At 62.6% G+C, this 24,048-nt stretch carries 26 protein-coding genes and 1 tRNA gene; 16 read left to right on the forward strand and 11 right to left on the reverse strand.

The annotated features are described in order from the left end of the window. Nucleotides 1–2 precede the first annotated feature (2 nt). Nucleotides 3–1,274 carry a uracil-xanthine permease family protein gene (locus ACVWZT_RS05055; RefSeq protein WP_457468425.1) on the forward strand — a complete coding sequence of 424 codons (1,272 nt, stop codon included), beginning with the start codon at nt 3–5 and terminating at the stop codon, nt 1,272–1,274. Nucleotides 1,275–1,333: 59 nt separating this feature from the next. Here the strand turns inward: ACVWZT_RS05055 and hemH are convergent, their stop codons facing one another. Further along, nucleotides 1,334–2,350 (reverse strand): ferrochelatase, encoded by a 1,017-nt coding sequence (hemH, locus tag ACVWZT_RS05060; RefSeq protein ID WP_457468427.1) that lies wholly within the window; start codon nt 2,348–2,350, stop codon nt 1,334–1,336. Nucleotides 2,351–2,363: 13 nt separating this feature from the next. Then, nucleotides 2,364–3,269: a TIGR01777 family oxidoreductase gene (locus ACVWZT_RS05065; protein WP_457468428.1), complete on the reverse strand. Its 906-nt coding sequence runs from the start codon at nt 3,267–3,269 to the stop codon at nt 2,364–2,366. Between the two features lie 187 nt (nt 3,270–3,456). Here ACVWZT_RS05065 and ACVWZT_RS05070 point away from each other — a divergent pair, with 187 nt between their 5' ends. The 5 genes from ACVWZT_RS05070 to ACVWZT_RS05090 all read left to right on the forward strand — a co-directional run bounded on the left by ACVWZT_RS05070 (nt 3,457) and on the right by ACVWZT_RS05090 (nt 8,532). Next, the gene (locus ACVWZT_RS05070; RefSeq protein ID WP_296231802.1) at nt 3,457–4,443 is read left to right on the forward strand and encodes an NAD(P)/FAD-dependent oxidoreductase; all 987 of its coding nucleotides are present in this window, start codon (nt 3,457–3,459) and stop codon (nt 4,441–4,443) included. Between the two features lie 97 nt (nt 4,444–4,540). Beyond that, nucleotides 4,541–5,509, forward strand: coding sequence for a YbgA family protein (locus ACVWZT_RS05075; protein ID WP_457468431.1), 969 nt, complete (start codon nt 4,541–4,543; stop codon nt 5,507–5,509). Further along, nucleotides 5,499–6,398: a MerR family transcriptional regulator gene (locus ACVWZT_RS05080; protein WP_457468433.1), complete on the forward strand. Its 900-nt coding sequence runs from the start codon at nt 5,499–5,501 to the stop codon at nt 6,396–6,398. The genes ACVWZT_RS05075 and ACVWZT_RS05080 overlap by 11 nt, the downstream gene beginning before the upstream one ends. Beyond that, nucleotides 6,389–7,831, forward strand: coding sequence for a deoxyribodipyrimidine photo-lyase (gene phrB, locus ACVWZT_RS05085; protein WP_296231805.1), 1,443 nt, complete (start codon nt 6,389–6,391; stop codon nt 7,829–7,831). Before ACVWZT_RS05080 ends, phrB begins: the two co-directional genes overlap by 10 nt. Continuing rightward, complete coding sequence (locus ACVWZT_RS05090) at nt 7,828–8,532, forward strand: SDR family oxidoreductase (RefSeq protein ID WP_457468434.1); 705 nt, start codon at nt 7,828–7,830, stop codon at nt 8,530–8,532. Before phrB ends, ACVWZT_RS05090 begins: the two co-directional genes overlap by 4 nt. 41 nt (nt 8,533–8,573) lie before the next feature. Here the strand turns inward: ACVWZT_RS05090 and ACVWZT_RS05095 are convergent, their stop codons facing one another. From ACVWZT_RS05095 to hemA, 6 genes are all read right to left on the reverse strand, one after another. After that, complete coding sequence (locus tag ACVWZT_RS05095; protein WP_457468435.1) at nt 8,574–9,092, reverse strand: acyloxyacyl hydrolase; 519 nt, start codon at nt 9,090–9,092, stop codon at nt 8,574–8,576. Between the two features lie 105 nt (nt 9,093–9,197). Then, entirely contained in the window at nt 9,198–9,995 is a 798-nt protein-coding gene (gene murI / locus ACVWZT_RS05100; RefSeq protein WP_457468437.1) for a glutamate racemase, read from the reverse strand. Beyond that, entirely contained in the window at nt 9,988–10,743 is a 756-nt protein-coding gene (locus ACVWZT_RS05105; protein ID WP_457468439.1) for a molybdopterin-synthase adenylyltransferase MoeB, read from the reverse strand. The genes murI and ACVWZT_RS05105 overlap by 8 nt, the downstream gene beginning before the upstream one ends. After that, nucleotides 10,737–11,567: a peptide chain release factor N(5)-glutamine methyltransferase gene (prmC, locus tag ACVWZT_RS05110; protein WP_296231809.1), complete on the reverse strand. Its 831-nt coding sequence runs from the start codon at nt 11,565–11,567 to the stop codon at nt 10,737–10,739. The genes ACVWZT_RS05105 and prmC overlap by 7 nt, the downstream gene beginning before the upstream one ends. Further along, on the reverse strand, nt 11,567–12,649 hold the full coding sequence (gene prfA, locus ACVWZT_RS05115; protein WP_296231810.1) for a peptide chain release factor 1: 1,083 nt from the start codon (nt 12,647–12,649) through the stop codon (nt 11,567–11,569). The genes prmC and prfA overlap by 1 nt, the downstream gene beginning before the upstream one ends. After that, entirely contained in the window at nt 12,646–13,923 is a 1,278-nt protein-coding gene (hemA, locus tag ACVWZT_RS05120) for a glutamyl-tRNA reductase (protein ID WP_296231811.1), read from the reverse strand. Before hemA ends, prfA begins: the two co-directional genes overlap by 4 nt. Nucleotides 13,924–14,244: 321 nt before the next feature. Here hemA and ACVWZT_RS05125 point away from each other — a divergent pair, with 321 nt between their 5' ends. The 8 genes from ACVWZT_RS05125 to ychF all read left to right on the forward strand — a co-directional run bounded on the left by ACVWZT_RS05125 (nt 14,245) and on the right by ychF (nt 21,040). Then, on the forward strand, nt 14,245–15,966 hold the full coding sequence (locus ACVWZT_RS05125) for a tetratricopeptide repeat protein (RefSeq protein WP_457468440.1): 1,722 nt from the start codon (nt 14,245–14,247) through the stop codon (nt 15,964–15,966). A gap of 4 nt (nt 15,967–15,970) precedes the next feature. Further along, nucleotides 15,971–16,588: a lipoprotein insertase outer membrane protein LolB gene (gene lolB / locus ACVWZT_RS05130; protein WP_170028250.1), complete on the forward strand. Its 618-nt coding sequence runs from the start codon at nt 15,971–15,973 to the stop codon at nt 16,586–16,588. 3 nt (nt 16,589–16,591) lie between these two features. Next, nucleotides 16,592–17,452, forward strand: a complete 861-nt coding sequence (gene ispE, locus ACVWZT_RS05135) for a 4-(cytidine 5'-diphospho)-2-C-methyl-D-erythritol kinase (protein ID WP_457468442.1) — start codon at nt 16,592–16,594, stop codon at nt 17,450–17,452. Nucleotides 17,453–17,472: 20 nt separating this feature from the next. Beyond that, nucleotides 17,473–17,547 (forward strand) — tRNA-Gln (locus tag ACVWZT_RS05140). Nucleotides 17,548–17,594: 47 nt separating this feature from the next. Next, on the forward strand, nt 17,595–18,536 hold the full coding sequence (locus ACVWZT_RS05145; RefSeq protein WP_003247410.1) for a ribose-phosphate pyrophosphokinase: 942 nt from the start codon (nt 17,595–17,597) through the stop codon (nt 18,534–18,536). A gap of 121 nt (nt 18,537–18,657) precedes the next feature. After that, a complete protein-coding gene (locus tag ACVWZT_RS05150) occupies nt 18,658–19,251 on the forward strand; it encodes a 50S ribosomal protein L25/general stress protein Ctc (RefSeq protein ID WP_296231815.1) in 594 nt (197 codons plus the stop codon). A 79-nt stretch (nt 19,252–19,330) separates the two neighbouring features. Continuing rightward, a complete protein-coding gene (gene pth, locus ACVWZT_RS05155; RefSeq protein ID WP_051095896.1) occupies nt 19,331–19,915 on the forward strand; it encodes an aminoacyl-tRNA hydrolase in 585 nt (194 codons plus the stop codon). 24 nt (nt 19,916–19,939) lie between these two features. Then, nucleotides 19,940–21,040, forward strand: coding sequence for a redox-regulated ATPase YchF (gene ychF, locus ACVWZT_RS05160; RefSeq protein ID WP_170028247.1), 1,101 nt, complete (start codon nt 19,940–19,942; stop codon nt 21,038–21,040). 177 nt (nt 21,041–21,217) lie between these two features. Here the strand turns inward: ychF and ACVWZT_RS05165 are convergent, their stop codons facing one another. Then, nucleotides 21,218–21,913: a hypothetical protein gene (locus ACVWZT_RS05165; protein WP_457468444.1), complete on the reverse strand. Its 696-nt coding sequence runs from the start codon at nt 21,911–21,913 to the stop codon at nt 21,218–21,220. Nucleotides 21,914–22,172: 259 nt separating this feature from the next. Here ACVWZT_RS05165 and ACVWZT_RS05170 point away from each other — a divergent pair, with 259 nt between their 5' ends. Continuing rightward, complete coding sequence (locus ACVWZT_RS05170) at nt 22,173–22,436, forward strand: OsmC family protein (protein ID WP_457468445.1); 264 nt, start codon at nt 22,173–22,175, stop codon at nt 22,434–22,436. Between the two features lie 70 nt (nt 22,437–22,506). On the opposite strand, the gene ACVWZT_RS05175 is transcribed toward ACVWZT_RS05170, so the two are convergent. Then, entirely contained in the window at nt 22,507–22,962 is a 456-nt protein-coding gene (locus tag ACVWZT_RS05175) for a DUF3429 domain-containing protein (RefSeq protein WP_457468446.1), read from the reverse strand. Between the two features lie 11 nt (nt 22,963–22,973). After that, nucleotides 22,974–23,534: a GTP cyclohydrolase I FolE gene (gene folE, locus ACVWZT_RS05180; RefSeq protein WP_457468447.1), complete on the reverse strand. Its 561-nt coding sequence runs from the start codon at nt 23,532–23,534 to the stop codon at nt 22,974–22,976. A 214-nt stretch (nt 23,535–23,748) separates the two neighbouring features. Here folE and ACVWZT_RS05185 point away from each other — a divergent pair, with 214 nt between their 5' ends. Next, on the forward strand, nt 23,749–23,964 hold the full coding sequence (locus ACVWZT_RS05185; protein ID WP_457468449.1) for a TIGR02450 family Trp-rich protein: 216 nt from the start codon (nt 23,749–23,751) through the stop codon (nt 23,962–23,964). Nucleotides 23,965–24,048: the final 84 nt, after the last annotated feature.

Raw genomic sequence — 24,048 nt, forward strand, 5'->3', positions numbered from 1 at the left:
CCATGCAGGACGGCTTCAACGACCCGCTCTGGCGCCAGGTCGTTTCGGGCGCGCAGATGCTCTTCGTGGCATTCGGCGCGCTGGTGCTGATGCCGCTGATCACCGGCCTCGACCCGAACGTCGCGCTGTTCACCGCCGGCATCGGCACCTTGCTGTTCCAGTTGGTCACCGGCCGCCAGGTCCCGGTGTTCCTGGCCTCGAGCTTCGCCTTCATCACCCCGATCATCCTCGCCAAGGGCCAGTTCGGCCTGGCCGAGACCATGGGCGGCGTGATGGCCGCAGGCTTCGTCTACACCTTCATGGGCCTGATGGTGAAAATCAAAGGCACCGGTTTCATCGACCGCATGCTGCCGCCGGTGGTAATCGGCCCGGTGATCATCTCCATCGGCCTGGCCATGGCACCGATCGCCGCCAACATGGCGATGGGCAAGGCCGGGGACGGCAGCGTGCTGCTGCCGTACAAGACCGCCATGCTGATCTCCATGCCCGCGCTGCTGACCACGCTGATCGTCGCCGTGTTCGGCAAGGGCATCTTCCGCCTGGTGCCGATCATTGCCGGGGTGCTGGTCGGCTTTGCCCTGTCGTTCGCCTTTGGCGTGGTCGACACTGGCAAAATCGCCGCCGCCCCGTGGCTTGAGCTACCCAACTTCACCGCGCCGGCATTCAACTGGCAGGCCATCCTGTTCATCGTCCCGGTCGCCCTGGCACCGGCGATCGAGCACATCGGCGGGGTGATTGCGGTCGGCAGCGTGACCGGCCGCGACTACCTGAAGAAGCCCGGCCTGCACCGCACCCTGCTGGGTGACGGCCTGGCCACCACCGCCGCCGGCCTGTTCGGTGGTCCGCCCAACACCACCTACGCCGAAGTGACCGGCGCGGTGATGCTGACCAAGAACTACAACCCGAAAATCATGACCTGGGCGGCGATCTTCGCCATTACCCTGGCCTTCATCGGCAAGTTCGGCGCGCTGCTTCAGAGCATTCCGGTACCGGTGATGGGCGGCATCCTGTGCCTGCTGTTTGGCTCGATCGCAGCGGTGGGCATGAATACCATGATCCGTCACAAGATCGACCTGGCCGAAGCGCGCAACCTGGTGATCGTTTCGGTCACCCTGGTGTTCGGTATCGGCGGCGTGCTCATCGGCAGCGGCGACGGCCCGGATGACTGGGGCCTGAAAGGCATCGCCCTGTGCGCCATCGTGGCTATCGCCCTGAACCTGATTCTGCCGGGGAATGATGGCTGGAAGCACAAGAAACGGGACGATCAGCCTTGACCTGATCTGGCCTCTTCGCGGCTCTACCCGTGAAGAGGCCAGCACAGACGCCCTGAGAATCAGGCCTTTTCGCACATATCAGCCAGCACCTTCACCCACTCCGGATGATCATTCAGGCACGGCACCAGCACCAGTTCCTGCCCCCCCGCCTCGACAAATTGCTCACGGCCACGCATGCCGATCTCTTCCAGCGTTTCGATGCAATCGGCGACGAACGCCGGGCACATCACCAGCAGCTTCTTCACCCCGGCCCTGGCCAGCTCGTCCAAGCGTGTCTCGGTATAGGGTTCGATCCACTTGTCCCGGCCCAACCGCGACTGGAACGAGACAGACCATTTGCCATCGGCAATGCCCATTTTCCGCGCAAAAGCGTTGGCCGTGGCCAGGCATTGCCCACGGTAGCAGACCGCCCGCACTTCGGCGGGCGCACCGTGACAGCAATCGGCAGCACGCAGGTCGTGCTTGCTACCTTTGGGGAACAACTTTTTCAGGTGTCGCTCCGGCAGGCCGTGGAAGCTGAGCAGTACGTGGTCATAAGACTGCTCCAGGTAGGGACGGGCGCTGGCGGCCAGCGCCTCGATATAGTCCGGGTGCGCATAAAACGGCTGCAGCACGCGCATCTGCAACGCAAGCCGCTGCTCAGCGATGGTCTGGCTTGCCTGCTCCACTACCGTGGTTACCGTGCTGTCGGCGAACTGTGGGTAAAGCGGTGCCAAGGTCACCTTGCGCACGCCTTGTTGCGCCAGCCGCCCCAGTACTTCAGGCAACGCCGGCTGGCCATAGCGCATGGCAATTTCCACCGGGCCATGCGGCCAGTGCCCGACCATCGCCGCCTGCAGACGCCGGGTCAGCACCACCAATGGCGAACCCTCGTCCCACCAGATAGAGGCATAGGCATGCGCCGACTGCTCCGGGCGCTTGATCAGGATCAGCGACACCAGCAGGCGCCGCAGCGGCCATGGCAGGTCGACCACATACGGGTCCATGAGAAACTGGTCGAGGTAGCGGCGCACATCGGCCACCGAAGTGGAGGCAGGGGAACCCAGGTTGACCAGCAGCAGGGCGTGATCGGTCATGCAGCGTCCTATGTCAGAGTTGGCCGGACAGGTTGTCCAGGGCCGATTGCAGATCGTTGAAGCGGAAGATGAAGCCTGCCGCCAGCAAGCGTACCGGGCGGGCGCGCTGGCCGCCGAGCAGCAGGACCGACAGCTCGCCCAGGCCGGCCTTGAGCAGCAGTGCCGGCATTGGCAGCAACGCCGGGCGGTGCAAGGTGCGGCCCAGGCGCGTGGCGAATTCGCGGTTGCGCACGGGCTCCGGGGCGCAGGCATTATAAGGACCGCTGGCGTCCTTGTGCTGCAAGAGAAAATCAATCAGGGCGACCTGGTCGTCTATATGGATCCATGGCATCCACTGGCGCCCGTTGCCCAAAGGCCCGCCCAGCCCCAACTTGAAGGGCGTGCGCAGGCGCGACAAAAAGCCACCATCAGCGGCCAGGACCAGCCCGGTGCGTACCAGTACTACGCGAATGCCCTGGGCCTGGGAACGCAGCGCGGTTTCTTCCCAGGCAATACACAACTGGCTGGCGAAATCTTCCCGCACCGGTGGTGAATCCTCGCTCAACTCGCGTTCGCCACCATCCCCGTACCAGCCTACCGCCGAACCGGAAATCAGCACTTCCGGGCGCTGCTCACGGGTGCCCAGCCAGCTCAGCAACTGCTCGGTAAGGGTGACGCGGCTGGCCCACAACAGGTTGCGCCTGGCCGCCGTCCAAGGCCGGTCTGCAATCGGAGCACCGGCCAGGTTGACCACCGCATCCAGCCGCTCGTCTGCCTCCAGTTGCTCCAGCCGGGCGATACCGCGCACACCGGCCCCGCAGATTGCCGGCACCTGTTCAGGTCGCCGGCTCCACACCGTCAGTCGATGCCCCTGGCCAAGCCAGTACCGGCACAGGTGCCGGCCGATCAACCCGGTGCCGCCTGTCAGCAATATATGCATGGCTGTGTCCTCGCAGAATGCGGCGGTGGTCTATTTTTAACGACAAGGCACTTTTTTGACCCGACGCTCTCGGATAAACATAGGCCAAGCTGCCCGCCAAAGCGGCATAACCTTATACAGTATTTATGCATTGTACAGGTTTGTTTGACAGCGTAGTCTGCTTACAGCACGGTTTAAAGAGGCCATCATGACAGTACCAATCGCCATCATCGGGGCCGGTATCGCCGGCCTGTCTGCCGCCCAGGCCTTGCAAAAGGCCGGGCAATCCGTGCACTTGTTCGACAAAGGCCATGGCAGTGGCGGGCGCATGGCCAGCAAGCGCAGCGAAGCGGGCGCGCTGGATCTCGGTGCCCAGTACTTCACCGCCCGTGACCGGCGCTTTGTCGAGCAGGTACAGCAATGGGTCGCCGCCGGCTGGGCCGAGCAATGGAAGCCGCAGCTGTACAACTATCGCGATGGTCAACTCAGCCCCTCGCCGGACGAACAGACGCGCTGGGTGGGCGTGCCGCGCATGAGCGCCATTACCCGCGGCCTGCTCAAGGATGTGACGGTCAACTTTGGCTGCCGCATCGCCGAGGTGTTCCGCGGCAAGCAGTACTGGCACCTGCAGGATACCGAAGGCTGCAGTCATGGCCCCTTCAGCCGCGTGGTCATCGCCGTGCCGGCTCCACAGGCCACGCCACTGCTGGCTGCTACCCCGAAGCTCGCCGCAGTGGCAGCGGGGGTGCAGATGGAACCCACCTGGGCCGTGGCCGTGGCTTTCCAGCCTTCCCTCGACACGCCTATGCAAGGCTGCTTCGTGCAGGACAACCCGCTCGACTGGGTGGCCCGCAACCGAAGCAAACCAGGCCGTGACGAGCAGCTCGACACCTGGGTGCTGCACGCCACCTCGACCTGGAGCCGACAACATATCGACCTGCCCAAGGAAGAGGTGATCGAGCAGCTGTGGGGCGAATTCGCCGAGCTTGTCGGCTGCGTGGTGCCGGCGCCGACCTTTGCCTTGGCCCACCGCTGGCTGTACGCCCGCCCAACCAGCAACCACGAGTGGGGGGCGTTGGCCGATGCCGACCAAGGTTTGTATGCCTGCGGCGACTGGTGCCTGTCCGGGCGTGTCGAGGGCGCCTGGCTGAGTGGCCAGGAAGCCGCACGGCGGCTGCTTGAACACCTTGAGTGACGAAGCTATACAAAAATACTAGTTTGCATAACGGCTCGGCTGTGCTGGAATAAACCTGTACAAGATTCTTTTCTCGTACAGGTTTATGGAGACAGCCATGCACGACCCCTCCACTCATCGCAAGCCGCGCATTGCCATCAGCGCCTGCCTGATCGGCCACAGCGTGCGCTACAACGGCGGCCACAAGGCTTCCGACCTGTGTCGCACGCAGCTCGAGGAACACTTCGACTGGTTGCCGGTATGCCCGGAGGTGGCCATTGGCCTCGGCACACCGCGCGACCCCATTCGCCTGGTCGGCGACCCCGAGCGACCGGAAGTGGTCGGTACCCGCAACGCCGACATCGACCTGACCGGCCCGCTGCGCAGCTACGGTGAGCAAATGGCTGCGGAACTCGATGAAATTTGTGGCTACATCTTCATGCAAAAGTCGCCGTCCTGCGGACTGGAGCGGGTCAAGGTGTACCAGGACAATGGCCGCCCGGCCATCAATAGCGGGCGTGGCGCGTATGCCCAGGCGTTTTGCGCACAGCGCCCGGACCTGCCCGTTGAAGAGGAAGGCCGCCTGCATGATGCCGTGCTGCGCGAGAACTTCATCAGCCGGGTGTATGCCTATGCCGACTGGCAGCGTTTGCTGGCCGAGGGCCTGAGCCGCGGAGCGCTGGTGCAGTTCCATTCGCGCTACAAGTACCTGCTGATGGCCAACAATCCCCAGGCCTACCGCACCCTGGGGCGCCTGCTTGGCAGCATGCGCCGCGAAGACGACCCGCAAAGCATAGGCCCCCGCTACTTCAGCCAGCTGATGCAGGCGCTGCGCCGCTGCGCCAGCCGCGGCACACATGGCAATGTACTGCGGCACCTGAGTGGCTACTTCAAGGACGCCCTGACGCCACAGGACAAGGCCGAACTGCAGGCCATCATCGGCCAGTACCAGCAAGGCATGGTACCGCTGGTCGTGCCACTGACCTTGCTCAAGCACCATTTGCGCAAGCACCCCGATCCGTATCTGCTGCAACAGACCTACCTGCAGCCGCACCCAGAGAGCCTGGGGCTGCGCAATGCTGTCTGAGATCCTCCTGCCCATCGGCGAGCTTGCCCGCCGTACTGGCGTCAACCCGGTTACCTTGCGGGCCTGGGAGCGGCGTTACGGTTTGCTCAAGCCCCAGCGCACGGCCAAGGGGCACCGCCTGTACCCACTGGCCCAGGTCGAACGAGTGGAGGCGATCCTCGCCTGGCTGCAACGTGGCGCATCGGTCAGCCAGGTCGGCGAGCTTCTCGACAAGCCCACCGCCACGCCGCCCAAAGGGGATTGGCAAGCCAGGCAGTTCCAGCTGGTCGATGCCATCGCCAATCTTTCACAACGTGCGCTCGACCAGCAGCTCAACCAGGCCATGGCGCTATACCCGGCGGTTACCCTGTGTGAACAACTGCTGCTACCGCTGCTCGACATTCTTGAACTGCGCTGGCGCAACTACTTCAATGCCGGGCTGGAGCAGATTTTCTTCAACACATGGTTGCGCAGCAAGCTCGGCGCCCGGGTCTATCACGACAACCAGTTGTTGCCAGGCCCGGCGGTGTTGCTGGCCGATGACTACCAGCGCGGCTTCAACCCCGAATTGTGGTTATGCGCCTGGTTGCTGACCAACAATGGTATTGCGGTCGAAGTGCTGGAGCATCCCATCGGCGCTGCACAGCTCAGCCATGCCGCCACTTCCCTCAAGGTGCGCGCGGTCATCCTGCACCTTGGCCCGCGCATCGATGCAAAGGCGCTGCAACGCATGCTGCGCAGCTTGCCAGTTCCCGCCCTGCTGGGCGGCTCGACACTGGCCATGCACGAAGTGCCGCTGGCCAACCTCGACCATCGCGCCCTCTCCTTCTTCGACACCCCACACGCAGCCCTGCGCTTGCTTCAGGGCACTGACAGGCCGCCTTCAGGACCGGACTCATCATGCACTTGACCTGGCTGCGCAGTGACCTGCGCATCGACGACAACACCGCACTCAGTGCCGCCACTGAACGTGGCCCGACCATCGCCCTGTGGCTGGTCAGCCCCGGGCAGTGGCGAGCCCACGACGACGCCGCCTGCAAGGTCGATTTCTGGCTGCGTAACCTGCGTGACCTGAGGCAGTCGCTGGCGCGGCTGAACATCCCCTTGCTGATCCGCACGATCGACACCTGGGACCAGGCGCCACAGGCCGTGCTCGAGGTATGCCGCCAGCATCGGGTGCACAGCGTGCACTGGAACGAAGAATACGGCCTCAACGAGCAGCGCCGCGACGACGCCACCCGCGCGCTGCTGGAACGATCAGGCATCCATGCCAACAGCCATCTCGACCAGTTGTTTTTTCGTCCCGGCACCATCCTCACCCGCAGTGGCGACTACTTCCAGGTTTTCAGCCAGTTCAAGAAGAGCTGCCTGGAGCACCTGCACCGCGGCCTGCCGGCCCTGGCCCGGCGGGTGCAGCGCCAGGCACCGCTACAGGTTGCCAGCGACCCCATACCCGAGCAGCTGGATGGCTTCGAAAAGCCGGGCCGCGCCCTGCGCGAACACTGGCCGGCCGGTGAGGCCGAGGCACAGGCGCGGCTGGCCCGCTTTGTTGACGAAACCATCGACGATTACCAGCAACTGCGCGACCTGCCCGCCAAGCCCGGCACCAGCCAGCTTTCCCCTTACCTGGCCGCTGGAGTGATCTCGCCGCGCCAATGCCTGCACGCTGCCCTGGCCAGCAACCGGGGCGAATTCGACACTGGCAGCAGCGGCGTGCAGACCTGGATCAACGAACTGCTCTGGCGCGAATTCTACAAACACATCCTGACCGGTTATCCACAGGTCTCGCGCCACCGTGCCTTCCGCGCCCAGACTGAGGCCTTGCCCTGGCGCGACGCGCCGGCCGATCTCGAAGCCTGGGCACAGGGACGCACCGGCTACCCGATCATCGACGCCGCGATGCGCCAGTTGCTGCACACCGGGTGGATGCACAACCGCCTGCGCATGATCGTGGCCATGTTCCTCAGCAAGAACCTGTTGATCGACTGGCGCAAGGGCGAACGCCACTTCATGCGTCACCTGATCGATGGCGACCTCGCCGCCAACAATGGCGGTTGGCAGTGGAGCGCGTCCACCGGCACCGACGCCGTACCCTATTTCCGCCTGTTCAACCCGGTTTCGCAGTCGCAGCGTTTCGACCCTGAGGGGCGCTTCATTCGCCACTGGTTGCCGGAATTGCAGGGCCTGGGTGAAAAATCCATTCATTTACCCGTGAAGAATGCCGATCTTTTTGCTAAACATTCGTATCACAGTCCGATTGTCGATCTCGACAGTAGTCGCCAGCGTGTACTGGAAGCATTCAGAAGCCTCCCGCACCGGCAGGATCAGAGGGCAGTATCGTGAACAACGCGCGTCGTATCTGGGTAACGGGTGCCGACAATGGACTAGGGTTGGCGTTAGTGGAAAGCTTGCTTGGCCAAGGACACCGGGTAGCGGCAAGCGGCAAGCATGGCGAGGTACTGGATGCCCTGGCGGCACGCTATGGGCGCCGACTGCTGCGTCTGCCCTGGCAGTTGCATGAAGAACAGCAGGCGGCGCAGGCCGGCGAGATGCTTTGCCATGCCTGGTGCGCGCTGGATGGCCTGATCCTCAATGCGGGGACCTGCGACTACCTGCCGGCTGACGTGGCCGACAGCCAGCTGTTCGAAGCGATCGTCACCAGCAACCAGTTGGCCGGCGAACATTGCCTGGCCCAGGCGTTGCCCTTGCTGGCCAACGGCGACTCCCCGCAGGTAATGGCGGTTTTCAATCGTTATTCTGCGCTGCAGTTGTATGCGCCGACGCAGCCGAGCGCAGGCTGGAACAACATGCCGAAGTGGCTGCGCGAGCGGCGCCAGGCGTTGCAGGCTCAGGGGGTCGCGCTGACCGTGGTGGGCCCACAGTCGCTCAAGGCACCCGTGATCTCGGCGCAGGCAATACCGGAGGCCTGGACACCGCAGAGCGCGGCAGAAGAGCTGTTACGGCGGTGGCCGCAGAATGCACCGGAGCTGGTGCTGGAAGCTCTGGACCCGGCCAGCCTGTGGCCGCTGCCTACAAGACGATGAATCTGCATGCGGGCAGCGGCCACAGGGCCGCTATCGCTGACTCACAGCGCCATGCGGTAATGCAGGCTGTAGCTTTCCACACCGTCGTTCGGTTGTTTGATGCCGGCGTTGGAATAGTGGATCGCCCGCACTCCGATCTCATGCCCACCGGTAAAACGCAAACCAAAGCCGATACGGTCTTCGAACTGGAACGACGAGCCTAGCTGGTTGTCTTCCAGCTCGGTGCTGGAGAACGCCGCCACGCCGATCCCCGCCTCGATGTAGGGCTTCACCGAGTCACCGGCAAACTCATAGACGAATACCGGCGCGAACGAGAGGCTGTGGTTACTGGCGGTCTCGTCACCGTCCCAATAGCTGTAGGCCCCATCCCAGTACCCGGTCAGGCGACCGACACTGGTTTGCCACCAGCTCGCCTCCCAGTTCGATTGCAGCCCCAGCCGGTAGACCATGGTCGAGTCGCCGGTCTGCCCCACCGAAAACGAAACGTCGGCGGCCTGCGCCGATAGTGCTTGCCCCAAGGTCACGACGGCAGCCGCCGCCAAGCACAGCAGTTTCTTCATGAGAAACATCCTTCTTCCTGATGCTGTTGTTAGTGTCCGCCTCATTTCAGGCACACGGTAGAAAGCGGCATTGGTACGATAGTTCAGCTCGATTTCACGTTTTTTTCACAACGCAAAGCTTTGCACACTGTCGGACTTATGCCACAGCAAAGGTAGGATTTTTCTCATCAACTGCGGATCAGCGCTGGTCCAGAAGCGGGTGGCGCCGGCTGGCCCTTCGGCTAGCAAGTCATGGGCGCCCAACAAGCGCTGCAGTTGACGGGCGACCGCGGCGCCAGTGTCGATGATCGCCACGTCAGCTGGTACCAGGTCGGCCAGCAGGGGGCGCAGGAAGGGATAATGGGTGCAGCCGAGGATCAGGGTATCGCAGCCCGCCGCCAGCAAAGGCTGCACGTAGCCTTGCAACAACCGGCGCAATGCCGGGCTGGCCAGGTCGCCTGCTTCGATCCGCTCTACCAGCCCGGGGCAAGGCTGCGTCACGACCTGAACGTCGCTGGCAAAACGGTCGAGCAAGGCGGCGAACTTGGCACTCTGCAGGGTACCGGTGGTCGCCAGCACACCGACCACCCCCGAGCGCGTGGCAGCCGCAGCGGGCTTCACCGCCGGCTCCATGCCAACCAGCGGCCAGGTCGGGTAAAGTTCGCGCAAATCGGCCACCGCCGCCACCGTCGCCGTGTTGCAAGCCAGTACCATGGCCTTGGCGCCTTGTTCATGAAAGAACCCGGCAATTCGCCGGCAGCGCTCGCGGATGTAGTCCGGGGTCTTTTCGCCATACGGCACGTGACCGCAATCGGCCACGTACAGTAGCGTCTCGCCAGGCAGCAGGCGCTGGATCTCGGCGAGCACCGACAAGCCACCGACCCCCGAATCCATCACGCCGATCGGCGCCGAGCGCTCAGCCATCGCGCTTGCCGCACACTGCACAGGCGGGATCACGCTTGACCCGCAATTCACGGATGCGGGTGCCGAGGGCATCGATCAGCAGCAGGCGCCCGACCAGCGGCTCGCCAAAGCCGGCCAGCAGCTTCATGGCCTCCAACGCTTGCAGGCTGCCCACCAGGCCAACGAGGGGCCCAATCACGCCGGCTTCACTGCACGTCAGTTCGGCTTCGCTACCATGGCCGTACAGGCAGTGGTAGCAAGGACTGTAGTCGCGCCGTGGGTCGAATACGGAAAGCTGCCCTTCCAGGCGGATCGCGGCACCGCTGACCAGCGGCTTGACCGCCGCGACACAGGCGGCATTGACCGCCTCGCGGGTGCTGAAGTTGTCCGAGCAATCCAGCACCAGGTCGACTGCCGCCACGGCAGCGGCCAGCGAGTCCTCGTCCAGGGCCTGGCGATGGGCGACCAGGCTGATTTCCGGGTTGATCGCCTGCAAGCGCTGCATGGCCGAATCGACCTTGCTCATGCCGACGCTGGCATTGTCATGAATCACCTGGCGTTGCAGGTTGGTCAGGTCGACGGTATCGAAGTCGGCCAGGTGCAGCTCGCCCACACCGGCAGCGGCCAGGTACAAGGCGACCGGCGACCCCAGGCCACCGAGCCCGACGATCAGCGCCTTGCTCTGCTTGAGGCGCAACTGGCCGTCGATGTCGATCTGGGCCAGCAATACCTGCCGGCTGTAACGCAGCAGTTCCTGATCACTCAGCATGGCAGGCGTCCCAGGGTAATGCGTTCATGGCCGCCCAGGTCAGTGCGACTGGCGACCTCGATGAAGCCTTGTTCAGCCAGCAAGGCGCGGACCGCCGCTGCCTGATCATAGCCGTGTTCCAGCAACAGCCAGCCGCCTGCGACCAGATGCGCGGGGGCTTGGGCAGCGATGACACGCAGGTCGTCCAGGCCATCGACGCCGGCCACCAGTGCGCTGCTGGGCTCGAAGCGGACGTCGCCGGCGACCAGGTGCGGGTCGGCGGCGGCGATGTAGGGCGGGTTGCTGACGATCAGGTCGAAACGCTCGCCGGCAAGGTTGTCGAACCAGTGGCTGACCCGCACCTGGACGTTTGCCAGGCCCAGGCGCTGGCGGTTGCGCTCGGCCAGGGCAGCGGCCTCCTCCACCCGGTCGACTGCGGTTACCTGCCAGGCCGGGCGATCGCTGGCCAGGGCCAGGGCAATCGCGCCGGTACCAGTGCCCAGGTCAAGGACCCTGGCCGGCGTGGCGGGTTGCAGTTCAAGGGCGGTCTCGACCAGCAGCTCGGTATCCGGCCGCGGAATCAGGGTGTGGGGGGCCACCTCCAGATCGAGCGTCCAGAAGCCCTGCTGCCCGAGAATGTAGGCGACCGGTTCGCCGTCGCGGCGGCGCTGCAGGTAACTGGCATAGGTCTCGGCATCTTCGCTGCTGACGATCCGCTCGGGCCAGGTGTGCAGGTAGCTGCGCGACTTGCCGATGGCTGCTGCCAGCAACAGCTCGGCATCCAGCCGCTCGGTGGGCGACTCTGGCAACTGCGCGTTGCGCAGCAGGCTGGCGATGATGGTCATCAGTCCCCCAGCGCGGCCAGCTGATCGGCCTGGTATTCGGCCAGCAGCGGTTCGATGACGGCCTCCACGCCACCGGCGAGGATGTCGTCCAGCGAGTACAGGGTCAGGTTGATACGGTGGTCGGTGACCCGGCCCTGTGGATAATTGTATGTGCGGATACGCTCGGAACGGTCGCCCGAACCGACCAGCAGCTTACGCTCGGTAGCGATGGCGTTCTGCGCGGCGCTGGTCTGCATGTCGTTGAGCTTGGCCGACAGCCAGGACATGGCGCGGGCACGGTTCTTGTGCTGCGAACGCTCTTCCTGGCACTCGACCACGATGCCGGTCGGCAAGTGAGTGATGCGGATCGCCGAGTCGGTCTTGTTGACGTGCTGGCCACCGGCACCGGACGCACGGTAGGTGTCCACGCGCAGGTCGGCCGGGTTGATTTCGATGGCAGCCTGTTCGTCCGGCTCGGGCAGTACCGCCACGGTGCATGCGGAGGTGTGGATACGGCCCTGGGATTCGGTCTCCGGCACCCGCTGTACGCGGTGCGCACCAGACTCGAACTTGAGCTTGCCGTACACGCTGTCACCCTCGACGCGGGCGATGATTTCCTTGTAACCGCCGTGCTCGCCTTCGTTCTCGGAGAGGATTTCCAGACGCCAGCCGCGTTTTTCGGCGTAGCGCGAATACATACGGAACAGGTCGCCGGAAAAAATCGCCGCCTCGTCGCCACCGGTGCCGGCGCGGATTTCGAGGAATACGTTGCGGCCGTCGTTGGGGTCCTTGGGCAGCAGCATGCGTTGCAGCTGCGCCTCCAGCGTCAGCAGTTGCTCCTTGGCTTCACGCACTTCTTCCACGGCCATTTCGCGCAGGTCCGGGTCACTGTCCTTGAGCAGCGCCTGGGCGCCTTCGAGGTCGTCCTGGACTTTGCGCCACTCTTTATATGCAGCGTAGACCGGCTCGACTTCGGCGTATTCACGGGAATAGGCGCGGAAGCGCGTCTGGTCGGAAATGACCTCGGCATCACCGAGCAATGCGGTGAGTTCTTCGAAGCGGTCCTGGAGGATTTCCAGTTTGTTCAGCAGCGACGCTTTCATTGCGGGGATTTGTCCGTCGAGCCCTCGTTGAGGGCAAAGAGTTCCTGGGCCATGGCCAGCGCATCGAGGCGGCCCTCGGCCGAGAGCCTTTTCAGTTGCACGCTGGGCGCATGCAGGAGTTTGTTGGTCAGCCCCCGGGCCAGCTGGGCCAGCACATCCTCGGGGTTGCCGCCGTTGGCCAGCAGGCGCAGGGCCTTTTGCAGTTCTTCGTCGCGCAGGCGCTCGCTTTGCTGGCGGTAGGCCTTGAGCACGTCCACTGCGGCCAGCTCGCGCAGGCGCAGCATGAAATCTTCCGCCCCGACGGCCACCAGCTCTTCGGCGGCCTGGGCTGCGCCCTGGCGGCTCTTGAGGTTTTCCGCCACCACGTCGTGCAGGTCATCGACAGTGTACAGGTAGACATCGTCCAGCTCACCGACTTCGGTTTCGATGTCGCGTGGCACGGCGATGTCGACCATGAAGATCGGTTTGTGCCGGCGCTGCTTCAGCGCGCTTTCTACAGCGCCCTTGCCGAGGATCGGCAGCTGGCTGGCGGTGGAGCTGATGACGATGTCGCTGTTGGCCAGCTCCTGGGGGATGTCGGCCAGCAGCACGGCATGCGCGCCGAACTGTTCGGCGAGGATGCTGGCCCGCTCCAGAGTCCGGTTGGCGACGACGATGCGGCGCACGCCCTGCTCGTGCAGGTGGCGGGCCACCAGGGTGATGGTTTCACCGGCACCGATCAGCAGCGCCTGGCTGCGGCCCAGGTCGCTGAAGATCTGCTTGGCCAGGCTGACCGCGGCGAACGCCACCGACACCGGGTTTTCGCCAATGGCGGTGTCGGTACGCACCTGCTTGGCGGCGCTGAAGGTGGCCTGGAACAGGCGCCCGAGCAGCGGGCCGACGGTACCGGCTTCGCGCGCCACGGCATAGGCGGACTTCATCTGACCGAGGATCTGCGGCTCGCCGAGCACCAGCGAATCCAGGCCCGAGGCCACGCGCATCATGTGCTTCACCGCCTCGTGTTCTTCGTGCACGTAGGCGCTGGCGCGCAGCTCGTCCAGGCTGAGCCGGTGATAGTCGGCCAGCCATTGCAGCACGGCATCGGCGGACAGCTGGTCCTGCTCAATGTAGAGCTCGCTACGGTTGCAGGTCGACAGGATTGCCGCTTCGCGGCTGGAGGTCAGCCGGCAGAGCTGCTGCAGGGCGTCTACCAGCTGCTCTGGGGTAAACGCCACGCGCTCGCGTACGTCTACCGAGGCAGTCTTATGGTTGATACCAAGTGCAAGAAAGGCCATGCAAGGTCGCTGGTTGTGACGGGAAGCCGATAATTGTCCTCTTTCACAGGTTTCAGGACAACCACCGTTCGCTATTGCGCTCATCGCAGGGGCATGTCGTTGGCGTTGGGGGAACCGGTGGTGTATACCGATGGAGTTGCGCTGGCGCGGAAATCGAACGCCACCACACCATTCAAGAAATGCACACGGCACAGCCACGCCCGCTCCCGGAACCCTTCCCCCCCTCAAAGGTCGCAGTTAACCAGCCACGGCACGGGTGGGTTTGCCCCCGCGCTTGTGTCATCATGCTCCGACCGCCGGTGAGTCTTTCTAAAGCCTTTTATGAACAAACCATACGCATTGCTGCTTGCCTTCGCCCTGCTCCAGGGCTGCCAGAGCCTGGCTCCACAAAAGGCCGAGCCTCCCATTGCCGAGGCTGCCAAGCGCGAGGCGGAGAAGCCCGTGGTGTATGGCTCGTTCAAGCAGGAAACGCTCTATAGCCTGCTGGTGGCGGAACTGGCCGGGCAACGCAACCGCTTCGACATCGCTCTGGCCAACTACGCCGACCAGGCCGAGAAGACCCAGGACCCGGGCGTCTCCGAACGCGCCTATCGGATCGCCGAATACCTCGGTGCCGACGAGCCGGCCCTGGACAGCGCGCTGATCTGGGCCAAGAACGCCCCGGAGAATCTCGACGCCCAACGCGCCGCCGCCATCCAGCTGGCACGTGCCGGCCGCTATGACGATTCCATGAACTATATGGAGAAGGTGCTGCAAGGCCAGGGGGACACCCACTTCGACTTCCTCGCCCTGTCCGCCGCCGAAACCGACCAGAGCACCCGCGATGGCCTGATGCAGAGCTTCGACCGCCTGCTGGTCAAATATCCGGACAACAGCCAGCTGGTGTTCGGCAAGGCGTTGCTGCTGAACCAGGACGGCAAGGCCCAGGAAGCCCTCGACCTGCTCGAAGCGCACCCGGCGCAGAATGGCGAAATCGCCCCGATCCTGTTGCGCTCCCGCTTGCTCCAGGCCTTGAACCGCGGCCCGGAAGCGCTGCCACTGCTGCGCGGGGCGATCCGCGACAACCCAGATGACAAACGCCTGCGCCTGACCTACGCACGGACCCTGGTCGAACAGGACCGTATTGCTGATGCCAAGGGCGAATTCCTCAGCCTGGTCCAGCAATACCCCGACGACGACGAACTGCGCTATTCACTGGCCCTGGTATGTCTGGAAAACAAAGACTGGGATGAAGCCGAGGGCTACCTGCAGGAGCTGATCGAGCGCGACAGCAATGTCGACGCCGCGCACCTGAACCTGGGCCGCATCCGCGAGGAACGCCACGACCCAGCCGGCGCCCTGCGTGAATACGCCCTGGTCGGCCCCGGCCCCGACTACCTGCCGGCGCAGCTGCGCCAGGCTGACATACTGGTTGCCAACGGCCGCGGCAGCGAAGCCTCGCGCCTGCTCGCCGAAGCCCGCGAAGCGCAGCCGGACTACGCCATCCAGCTGTACCTGATCGAGTCGGAAAGCTACAGCAACAACAACAAGGACGCCCAGGCCAGCCAGGTCCTGCAGCAGGCCATCCAGCGCTACCCGGACGACCTCAACCTGCTGTACACCCGCGCCATGCTGGCGGAAAAACGCGACGACCTGCCGCAGATGGAAAAGGATCTGCGCGCGATCATCGCCCGCGAACCGGAAAATGCCATGGCGCTGAATGCCCTGGGCTATACCCTGGCAGACCGCACCACCCGCTACAGCGAAGCCAAGGCGCTGATCGACAAGGCCCACCAGTTGACCCCGGATGACCCGGCGATACTCGACAGCCTGGGCTGGGTCAATTATCGCCTGGGCAACCTGGACGAGGCCGAGTCGTACCTGCGCCGGGCATTCGCCAGCTTCCCCGACCATGAAGTGGCCGCCCACCTGGGCGAAGTGCTGTGGGCCAACGGCAAGCGCCGCGAAGCCCGCCAGGTCTGGGCCAAGGGCTTCGCCGCCCAGGCCGACAGCCCCATCCTGCGCAAGACCCTCCTGCGCCTGACCGGATCCGAGACTCTTTAACGCCATGTTCCTGCGCCATTGCATCACCTTCACCCTGATCGCCCTGCTGGCCGGCTGTGCCGGCTTCGGTAGCCGCGAGGCCCTGGAGGGCCACGGCAACCCGCAGCAGTGGCGCGCCCATAAAGAGCAGTTGAGCAGCCTCGATGGCTGGCAGATCAACGGCAAGGTCGGCATCCGCGCCCCGCGTGATTCCGGCAGCGGCACGCTGTTCTGGCTGCAACGCCAGGACTACTACGACATCCGCCTGGCCGGCCCGCTGGGCCGTGGCGCCGCACGCCTGACCGGCCGCCCCGGCGGCGTGGTGCTGGAAGTGGCCAACCAGGGCCGCTACGAGGCCAGCAGCCCCGAGGCCTTGCTGGAAGAGCAACTGGGCTGGCAACTGCCGGTCTCGCACCTGGTCTGGTGGGTGCGCGGCCTGCCTGCCCCAGACAGCAAGAGCAAACTGACCCTGGATGGCGACAGCCGCCTGGCCAGCCTTGACCAGGACGGCTGGCAGGTGCAGTACCTGAGCTACACCGAACAGAACGGCTACTGGCTGCCCGAACGCCTGAAGCTGCACGGCAAGGACCTCGACGTTACCCTGGTGGTCAAGGACTGGCAGCCGCGCCAGCTGGGGCACTGATCCATGCACACGCTGACCCTGCCCGCCCCGGCCAAGCTCAACCTGTGGCTGCATATCATCGGCCGCCGCGCTGACGGCTATCACGAACTGGAAACCGTGTTCCAGTTTCTCGACCACGGCGACGAGCTGAGTTTCACCGTGCGAGACGATGGCGTGATTCGCCTGCACACCGAAATCGAGACCGTACCGCACGACAGCAACCTGATCGTGCGTGCCGCACGTATGCTGCAGGCGCAATCCGGCACGACGCTGGGCGCCGACATCTGGCTGACCAAGGTACTGCCCATGGGCGGTGGCATCGGTGGTGGCAGCTCGGACGCCGCCACCACCCTGCTGGCCCTCGCCCACCTGTGGCAACTGGGCTGGGACGAAGACCGCCTGGCCGCCCTGGGCCTGAGCCTGGGTGCCGATGTACCGGTGTTCGTGCGCGGCCACGCGGCCTTCGCTCAAGGCGTGGGCGAACAACTGACCCCGGTCGACCCGAGCGAGCCGTGGTATGTCGTGCTGGTGCCGCAAGTGTCTGTCAGCACAGCAGAAATTTTTTCACATCCGCAGTTGACACGTGATTCACTGCCCCTTAAGATGCGCCCCGTTCCCGAGGGAAACAGTCGAAATGACTGCCAACCGGTGGTAGAGCAGAGTTACCCGGAAGTTCGCAATGCGTTGAATTCTTTGGGCAAATTCACTGAAGCTCGGCTAACCGGAACTGGAAGTTGTGTGTTTGGGGCCTTCCCAAGCAAAGCCGAAGCTGATAAAGTTCTGGCCCTTCTTTCAGCGACCCAAACAGGGTTTGTGGCGAAAGGAAGCAATATTTCGATGTTGCATCGCAAGCTGCAAAGTCTGATCAAGAAGTCGAGCGCATAAGCGTTCGCAGCAACAGATACAGGGGCGTCGCCAAGCGGTAAGGCAGCAGGTTTTGATCCTGCCATGCGTTGGTTCGAATCCAGCCGCCCCTGCCATTTTCCTTATACTCATCCAGGTTACCCTCAGCCTCCAGGTACTGCGCGTGTCCAAGATGATGGTCTTTACGGGGAATGCCAACCCCGATCTGGCTCGGCGTGTAGTACGTCAGCTGCATATCCCTCTCGGTGACGTCTCTGTCGGTAAATTCTCCGACGGCGAGATCAGCACTGAGATCAATGAAAACGTTCGTGGTAAAGACGTTTTCATTATTCAGCCGACCTGTGCCCCGACCAACGATAACCTGATGGAACTGGTAGTGATGGCCGACGCCTTCCGCCGCTCCTCAGCATCCCGAATCACCGCCGTGATTCCTTACTTCGGATACGCCCGCCAGGACCGCCGTCCGCGTTCGGCACGTGTAGCCATCAGCGCCAAAGTCGTCGCTGACATGCTCACTGTCGTCGGTATCGACCGTGTACTCACCGTCGACCTGCACGCTGACCAGATCCAGGGTTTCTTCGATATCCCGGTCGACAACATCTACGGCTCGCCCGTGCTGGTCGACGATATCGAAGACCAGCGTTTCGAGAACCTGATGATCGTCTCCCCGGACATCGGTGGTGTCGTGCGCGCACGTGCCGTCGCCAAGTCCCTGGGCGTCGACCTGGGTATCATCGACAAGCGCCGCGAGAAGGCTAACCACTCCGAGGTCATGCACATCATCGGCGACGTCGAAGGGCGCACCTGCATCCTGGTAGACGACATGGTCGACACCGCCGGCACCCTGTGCCACGCGGCCAAAGCCCTGAAAGAACACGGCGCTGCCAAGGTTTACGCCTACTGCACGCACCCTGTCCTGTCGGGCCGCGCGATCGAGAACATCGAGAAGTCGGTACTGGACGAGCTGGTGGTGACCAACACCGTTCCGCTGTCCGCCGCTGCTCAAGCCTGTGACCGTATCCGCCAGCTGGATATCGCACCGGTTGTCGCTGAAGCGGTACGCCGCATCAGCAACGAAGAATCGATCAGCGCGATGTTCCGCTAAGCGGAACACACGCTGACGAAAAGCGCCCCGCCCCAACACTGGTTGTTGGGGCGGGGCTTTTTTGCCATCCCCGTTGGCGCTGGTCGCAAACGCCCTCGGGGGGCTATTTTGGAGAAACAAAATGACCGAATTCACTCTGAACGCCCAAGCGCGTACTGACCTGGGGAAAGGTGCGAGCCGCCGCCTGCGTCACTCCGCGAACATCCCAGCCGTTGTCTACGGTGGTAACCAGGACGCTCAGTCCCTGACCATCCTGGCCAAGGAAATCACCAAGCTGTTCGAAAACGAGGCTGCCTTCAGCCACGTTCTGGAACTGAACGTCGACGGCACCAAGCAGAACGTCGTGGTCAAGGCCCTGCAGCGTCACCCGGCCAAAGGCTTCATCATGCACGCCGACTTCGTTCGCGTCGTTGCTGGCCAGAAACTGACCGCCAAGGTACCGGTTCACTTCATCAACGAAGAAGCCCCGGTCAAGAAAGGCGGCGAGATCTCCCACGTAGAGGCCGAGATCGAAGTTTCCTGCGAAGCCAAGGACCTGCCTGAGTTCATCGAAGTCGACCTGGCCAACGCTGAAATCGGCACCATCATCCACCTGTCGGACCTGAAAGCTCCGAAAGGCGTAGAGTTCGTCGCTCTGGCCCACGGTGATGACAAAGCTGTTGCCAACGTTCACGCTCCACGCGTTGCTCCAGAAGCAGAAGGCGCTGCCGAGTAATCCACTCGCGCGCCGGCGTTGATCGGGTTACAGTGCCGCGCGCACTGTAACCCACCAACTCCAAGGAAGAGCCCCTGACGTGACCGCCATCCAGTTGATCGTCGGCCTGGGTAACCCCGGCCCCGAATACGAACAGACCCGGCATAACGCAGGGGCTCTTTTCGTTGAACGCATTGCCAGCGCCCAGCGCGTCTCGTTGACCGCTGACCGCAAGTATTTCGGCCTGACGGCCAAGTTCAGCCATCAGGGCAACGACGTTCGCTTGCTCATCCCCACCACCTACATGAACCGCAGCGGCCAGGCCGTGGCGGCCTTGGCCAATTTCTTCCGCATCAAGCCGGAAGCGATCCTGGTGGCGCATGACGAACTCGACCTGCCCCCGGGCGTCGCCAAGCTCAAGCGCGGCGGTGGCCATGGTGGGCACAACGGCCTGCGCGACATCATCGCGCAGCTCGGCAACCAGAACGACTTCCACCGCCTGCGGCTTGGCATCGGCCACCCGGGTGACGCCAAACTGGTCTCCAACTTCGTCCTGGGCCGCGCGCCGCGCGCCGAGCAGGAGAAGCTCGACGCCAGCATCGATTTTGCCCTCGGCGTGCTGCCGGACGTGCTTGCCGGCGACTTCGCCAAGGCGATGCGCGAGCTGCACAGCCAGAAGGCCTGATTTCCTTTAGAGAGGGGAATACCCATGGGTTTCAATTGCGGCATCGTCGGCCTGCCCAACGTCGGCAAGTCCACCCTGTTCAACGCCCTGACCAAGTCTGGCATCGCGGCGGAGAACTTCCCTTTCTGCACCATCGAGCCAAACAGCGGCATCGTGCCGATGCCCGATGCGCGTCTGAATGCGCTGGCTGAAATCGTCAAGCCCAACCGCATCCTGCCAACCACCATGGAATTCGTCGACATCGCCGGCCTGGTGGCCGGTGCGTCGAAGGGCGAAGGCCTGGGCAACAAGTTCCTCGCCAACATCCGCGAGACCGACGCCATTGCCCACGTGGTGCGCTGCTTCGAAGACGAGAACGTGATCCACGTTTCCAACAGCGTCGACCCCAAGCGTGACATCGAGATCATCGACCTCGAGCTGATCTTCGCCGACCTCGACAGCTGCGAGAAGCAGCTACAGAAGGTTGCCCGTAACGCCAAGGGCGGCGACAAGGACGCCCTGGCGCAGAAGGCCATTCTCGAACAGCTGATCCCGCACTTCACCGAAGGCAAGCCAGCGCGCAGCCTGATGAAGAACATGAGCGCCGAAGACAAGGCGGTCATTCGCGGCTTCCATCTGCTGACCAGCAAGCCGGTGATGTACATCGCCAACGTGGCCGAAGACGGCTTCGAGAACAACCCGCACCTGGACGTGGTCAAGGCCATCGCCGAGGAAGAAGGCGCGGTCGTGGTACCGGTGTGCAACAAGATCGAAGCAGAAATCGCCGAGCTGGAAGACGGTGAAGAGAAGGACATGTTCCTCGAGGCCCTGGGCCTGGAAGAGCCTGGCCTGAACCGTGTGATCCGCGCCGGTTACGAACTGCTGAACCTGCAAACCTACTTCACTGCCGGCGTGCAGGAAGTACGCGCCTGGACCGTGCGCGTCGGTGCCACCGCGCCGCAGGCGGCCGGGGTTATCCACACCGACTTCGAAAAGGGTTTCATCCGCGCTGAAGTGGTGGCCTATGACGACTTCATCCAGTTCAAGGGTGAAAGCGGTGCCAAGGAAGCCGGTAAATGGCGCCTGGAAGGCAAGGATTACATCGTCAAGGATGGCGACGTGATGCACTTCCGCTTCAACGTCTAAGCGGCAGTTTGCAGTACTGACAAACCCCTTGAGGCCCATGGCTTCAAGGGGTTTTGTTTTGTTCGTGCGCTTCAACGTGTGCGTGAGCCAACGCCTTCCATTCCGTATAATTAGCCACCCCAAACAGCTCGATACGAAAAAGCCGCGCAATAGCGCGGCTCTTTCGTTTCTATTAGCTCACTTGATGTTCTTGATCCAGAAACGTCGATCATCAACGCTGAAGTTGGGGTCGTAGCCAACCAGTGTCAGCATCGAGCCCACATAGTAAAGGCCAAACTGGTTCATCACCCAACTGTCCATGACCGCATCACTGGGCAACTTGCTGTACGGAGGCGTTGGTCCATCCGTACGGGCTTGGCCTGTCGTCTTTCCTGACACGGAAAAGCTCTTCCAGGTCAACACAAAGTTGTTGGACTGCTTGGGCAGGTCCGGCGCGCACAGGGAAAGGTTCTCGAAATGTTCGGAGCGTCTGGCATCGTGCCAAAGCACTGCGTCGAAATGAACGCAGTCGTTTGCCTTGAGAGTTAGACTGCGGGACAGGCTACGTTGATCGGCCGGAATGTCGAGGTTCGTGATAACTACCTTTGGCCACTCAGGTGCGCGTCCGTCCGTAGAGATATTCTGCCGCAAAGCGTTGTAAAGCGGTGTACGCAGCAAGCTGTTCTTGCTGGTTGTGCCAGCCGATGCGGGGGATACCTGCTTCAGATTGGCACTGATCGATTGCCCTACACCATTGAGCGAGTTCAACGCTCCCTGCATTTCTGTTGACGAACAACCCGTCACAAAAAAAGGCAGAAGCGCTAAAGCTCGTACATTTTCATTGCAGTCCCTCGCTAGGATCATCGTTTGAATATGGCGCCAATAAAGGCGCACGAAATGTGCGCCGCCTACAGTTCAAGGAAACCTGAGCGGCACCCAGAATCGACAATTTTTTAGAAACGTCCTTGGTTTCGCCTATCGATATATTCTATGGTTTCAAGGTTGTCGTTGTCACTTTGACAAAATGCGCGCCAAGGATCTGGTCCTTGCATGGCAGCGAAGCCCACAGCGCTGAGCAACTCCATGCAACAACCGTTAAAAAGCGCTCTGGTCAGCGCTGTCCGTTGTTGAAAGATCGATTCAAGGAAGAACCATGAAAGAACACCAGTACGAGGTCCAGGTGACCTGGACCGGCAACAATGGCAATGGCACATCCCGCTACACCGCTTACGCCCGCGACTTCAGTGTCGAAGCCCCGGGCAAGTCGACTCTGGAAGGTTCGGCCGACCCGGCTTTTCGCGGTAACCCCCTGCGCTGGGACCCGGAAGACCTGCTGGTTGCCGGCATGAGGAGGCGCACCATGAGTGCTTCATTGCCAATTCGGTCAATTTCCCGGTCGAGTGCGCGGCACTGGTGACGCTGGCTTAGAGGCCCGGGGCTAACGCTCCCTTTGCAGGCATGGCTTGGTGTCGCGATGGCACGTAGATTCAAAAATCGCTCGCCAAAGCCATCGCGCCCAGCAGCAGGCAAATGCTCGCCACGGTGGTCAGCTGCAATCGCATCGGCAGGTACCAGCCTGGCACGACCTGCAGCAACTTTCGATCTTGCCAATAATGAACAGCAAAACCGCCAAGCAACAGCAGACAACCCAGGGAAGCAGGCAGCAAAGTGCTGACCCAACCGAGCAGAGCCGGCACGACGCTCCACATGAGCCGTTCGCGACGCTGCTCGGCGGGTAACTCCGGCAGGGACATCGCGAAGCCCCAGTGCAAGGCGCCGACGAAACTCAAAATGACGGCCCCATAGTTCACCAGCATCATCGCCGACAATGATCGGTACTCGGGAGAAAAGACCACCAGCAGCATCAAGCCAACGAACGGCAGCAAGCCGCCATAACCGAGGATGGCAAAGCGCCTTGGCAATAACGTGCCAGACCCGCTCATCTGAACGCCTGTCATTTGTTTCGGCCAATCAGTTGAAGGAACTCCTGGCGCGTGGTCGCCGAGTCGCGGAACATACCCAGCATCACGGAGGAAACCATCACCGAGTTCTGCTTTTCCACACCTCTCATCATCATGCACATATGCTTTGCTTCGATGACCACAGCCACCCCTGCCGCATCGGTGATGTCTTGTATGGCACAGGCAATTTGCCGGGTGAGGTTTTCCTGAATCTGCAGGCGGCGGGCGAATACATCGACCACGCGCGCGACCTTCGACAACCCCAGCACCCTGCCAGTAGGCAGGTAGGCAACATGAGCCTTGCCGATAAAGGGCAACATGTGGTGCTCACACAATGAATAAAGCTCGATATCGCGCACGACGATCATTTCGTCGTTCTGGGACTCGAACAGCGCTCCGTTGATGACCTCTTCGATATTCAGCTTGTAGCCGTTGCACAAGTACTGCATGGCCTTGGCCGCGCGTTGGGGAGTGTCCAACAGCCCTTCTCGCTGCGGGTCTTCGCCTACTTCGAGCAGAATTTCGCGATAGTTTGCAGCTAACGAATGGGACATTTGGACTCCTCACCGCTACGGCGACGACCATAAAATATGTACAAGATTGAATTCTTGTACAGGTTTTGTACAATTTAGCCGAAAGCCAGCAATAAGCAATAGCCGCTCCGGCCTCGAGCATGAAATGTCGCCAGCAGCTTTGCCCGCCCGGACGCGGACGAGCGGAGAGCGTCATCGCACCTCAACGTGAAGGTGATCAGGGGATCCACACCAGATGAACAGATTCAATCCGCGCAAACTGGGGGCGTCCAAGTGGACGGCGTGTCAGCCTGTAAATCGGGAAAAGCACTTCATGGTGACCGAGCTGATTTGCGACGAAGACGGTACGCCTCTGCAGATTGAACTGGAGGCCGTCCACAGCCAGCGCAAGCAGGTGCTCGACTGGCGAGAACTCAGGGATAGCCAACGCTGGAAATTCGGCTGGTGTTGAACAGCCCGGGCGCCATCCGAGGTAAAGGCAAATGGCGGCAAGCAGGAAGCAGCCTGGTGCTGTCGCGACACGGCAGCGTTTGCC

It is taken from the genome of Pseudomonas sp. TE21394, assembly GCF_054057835.1.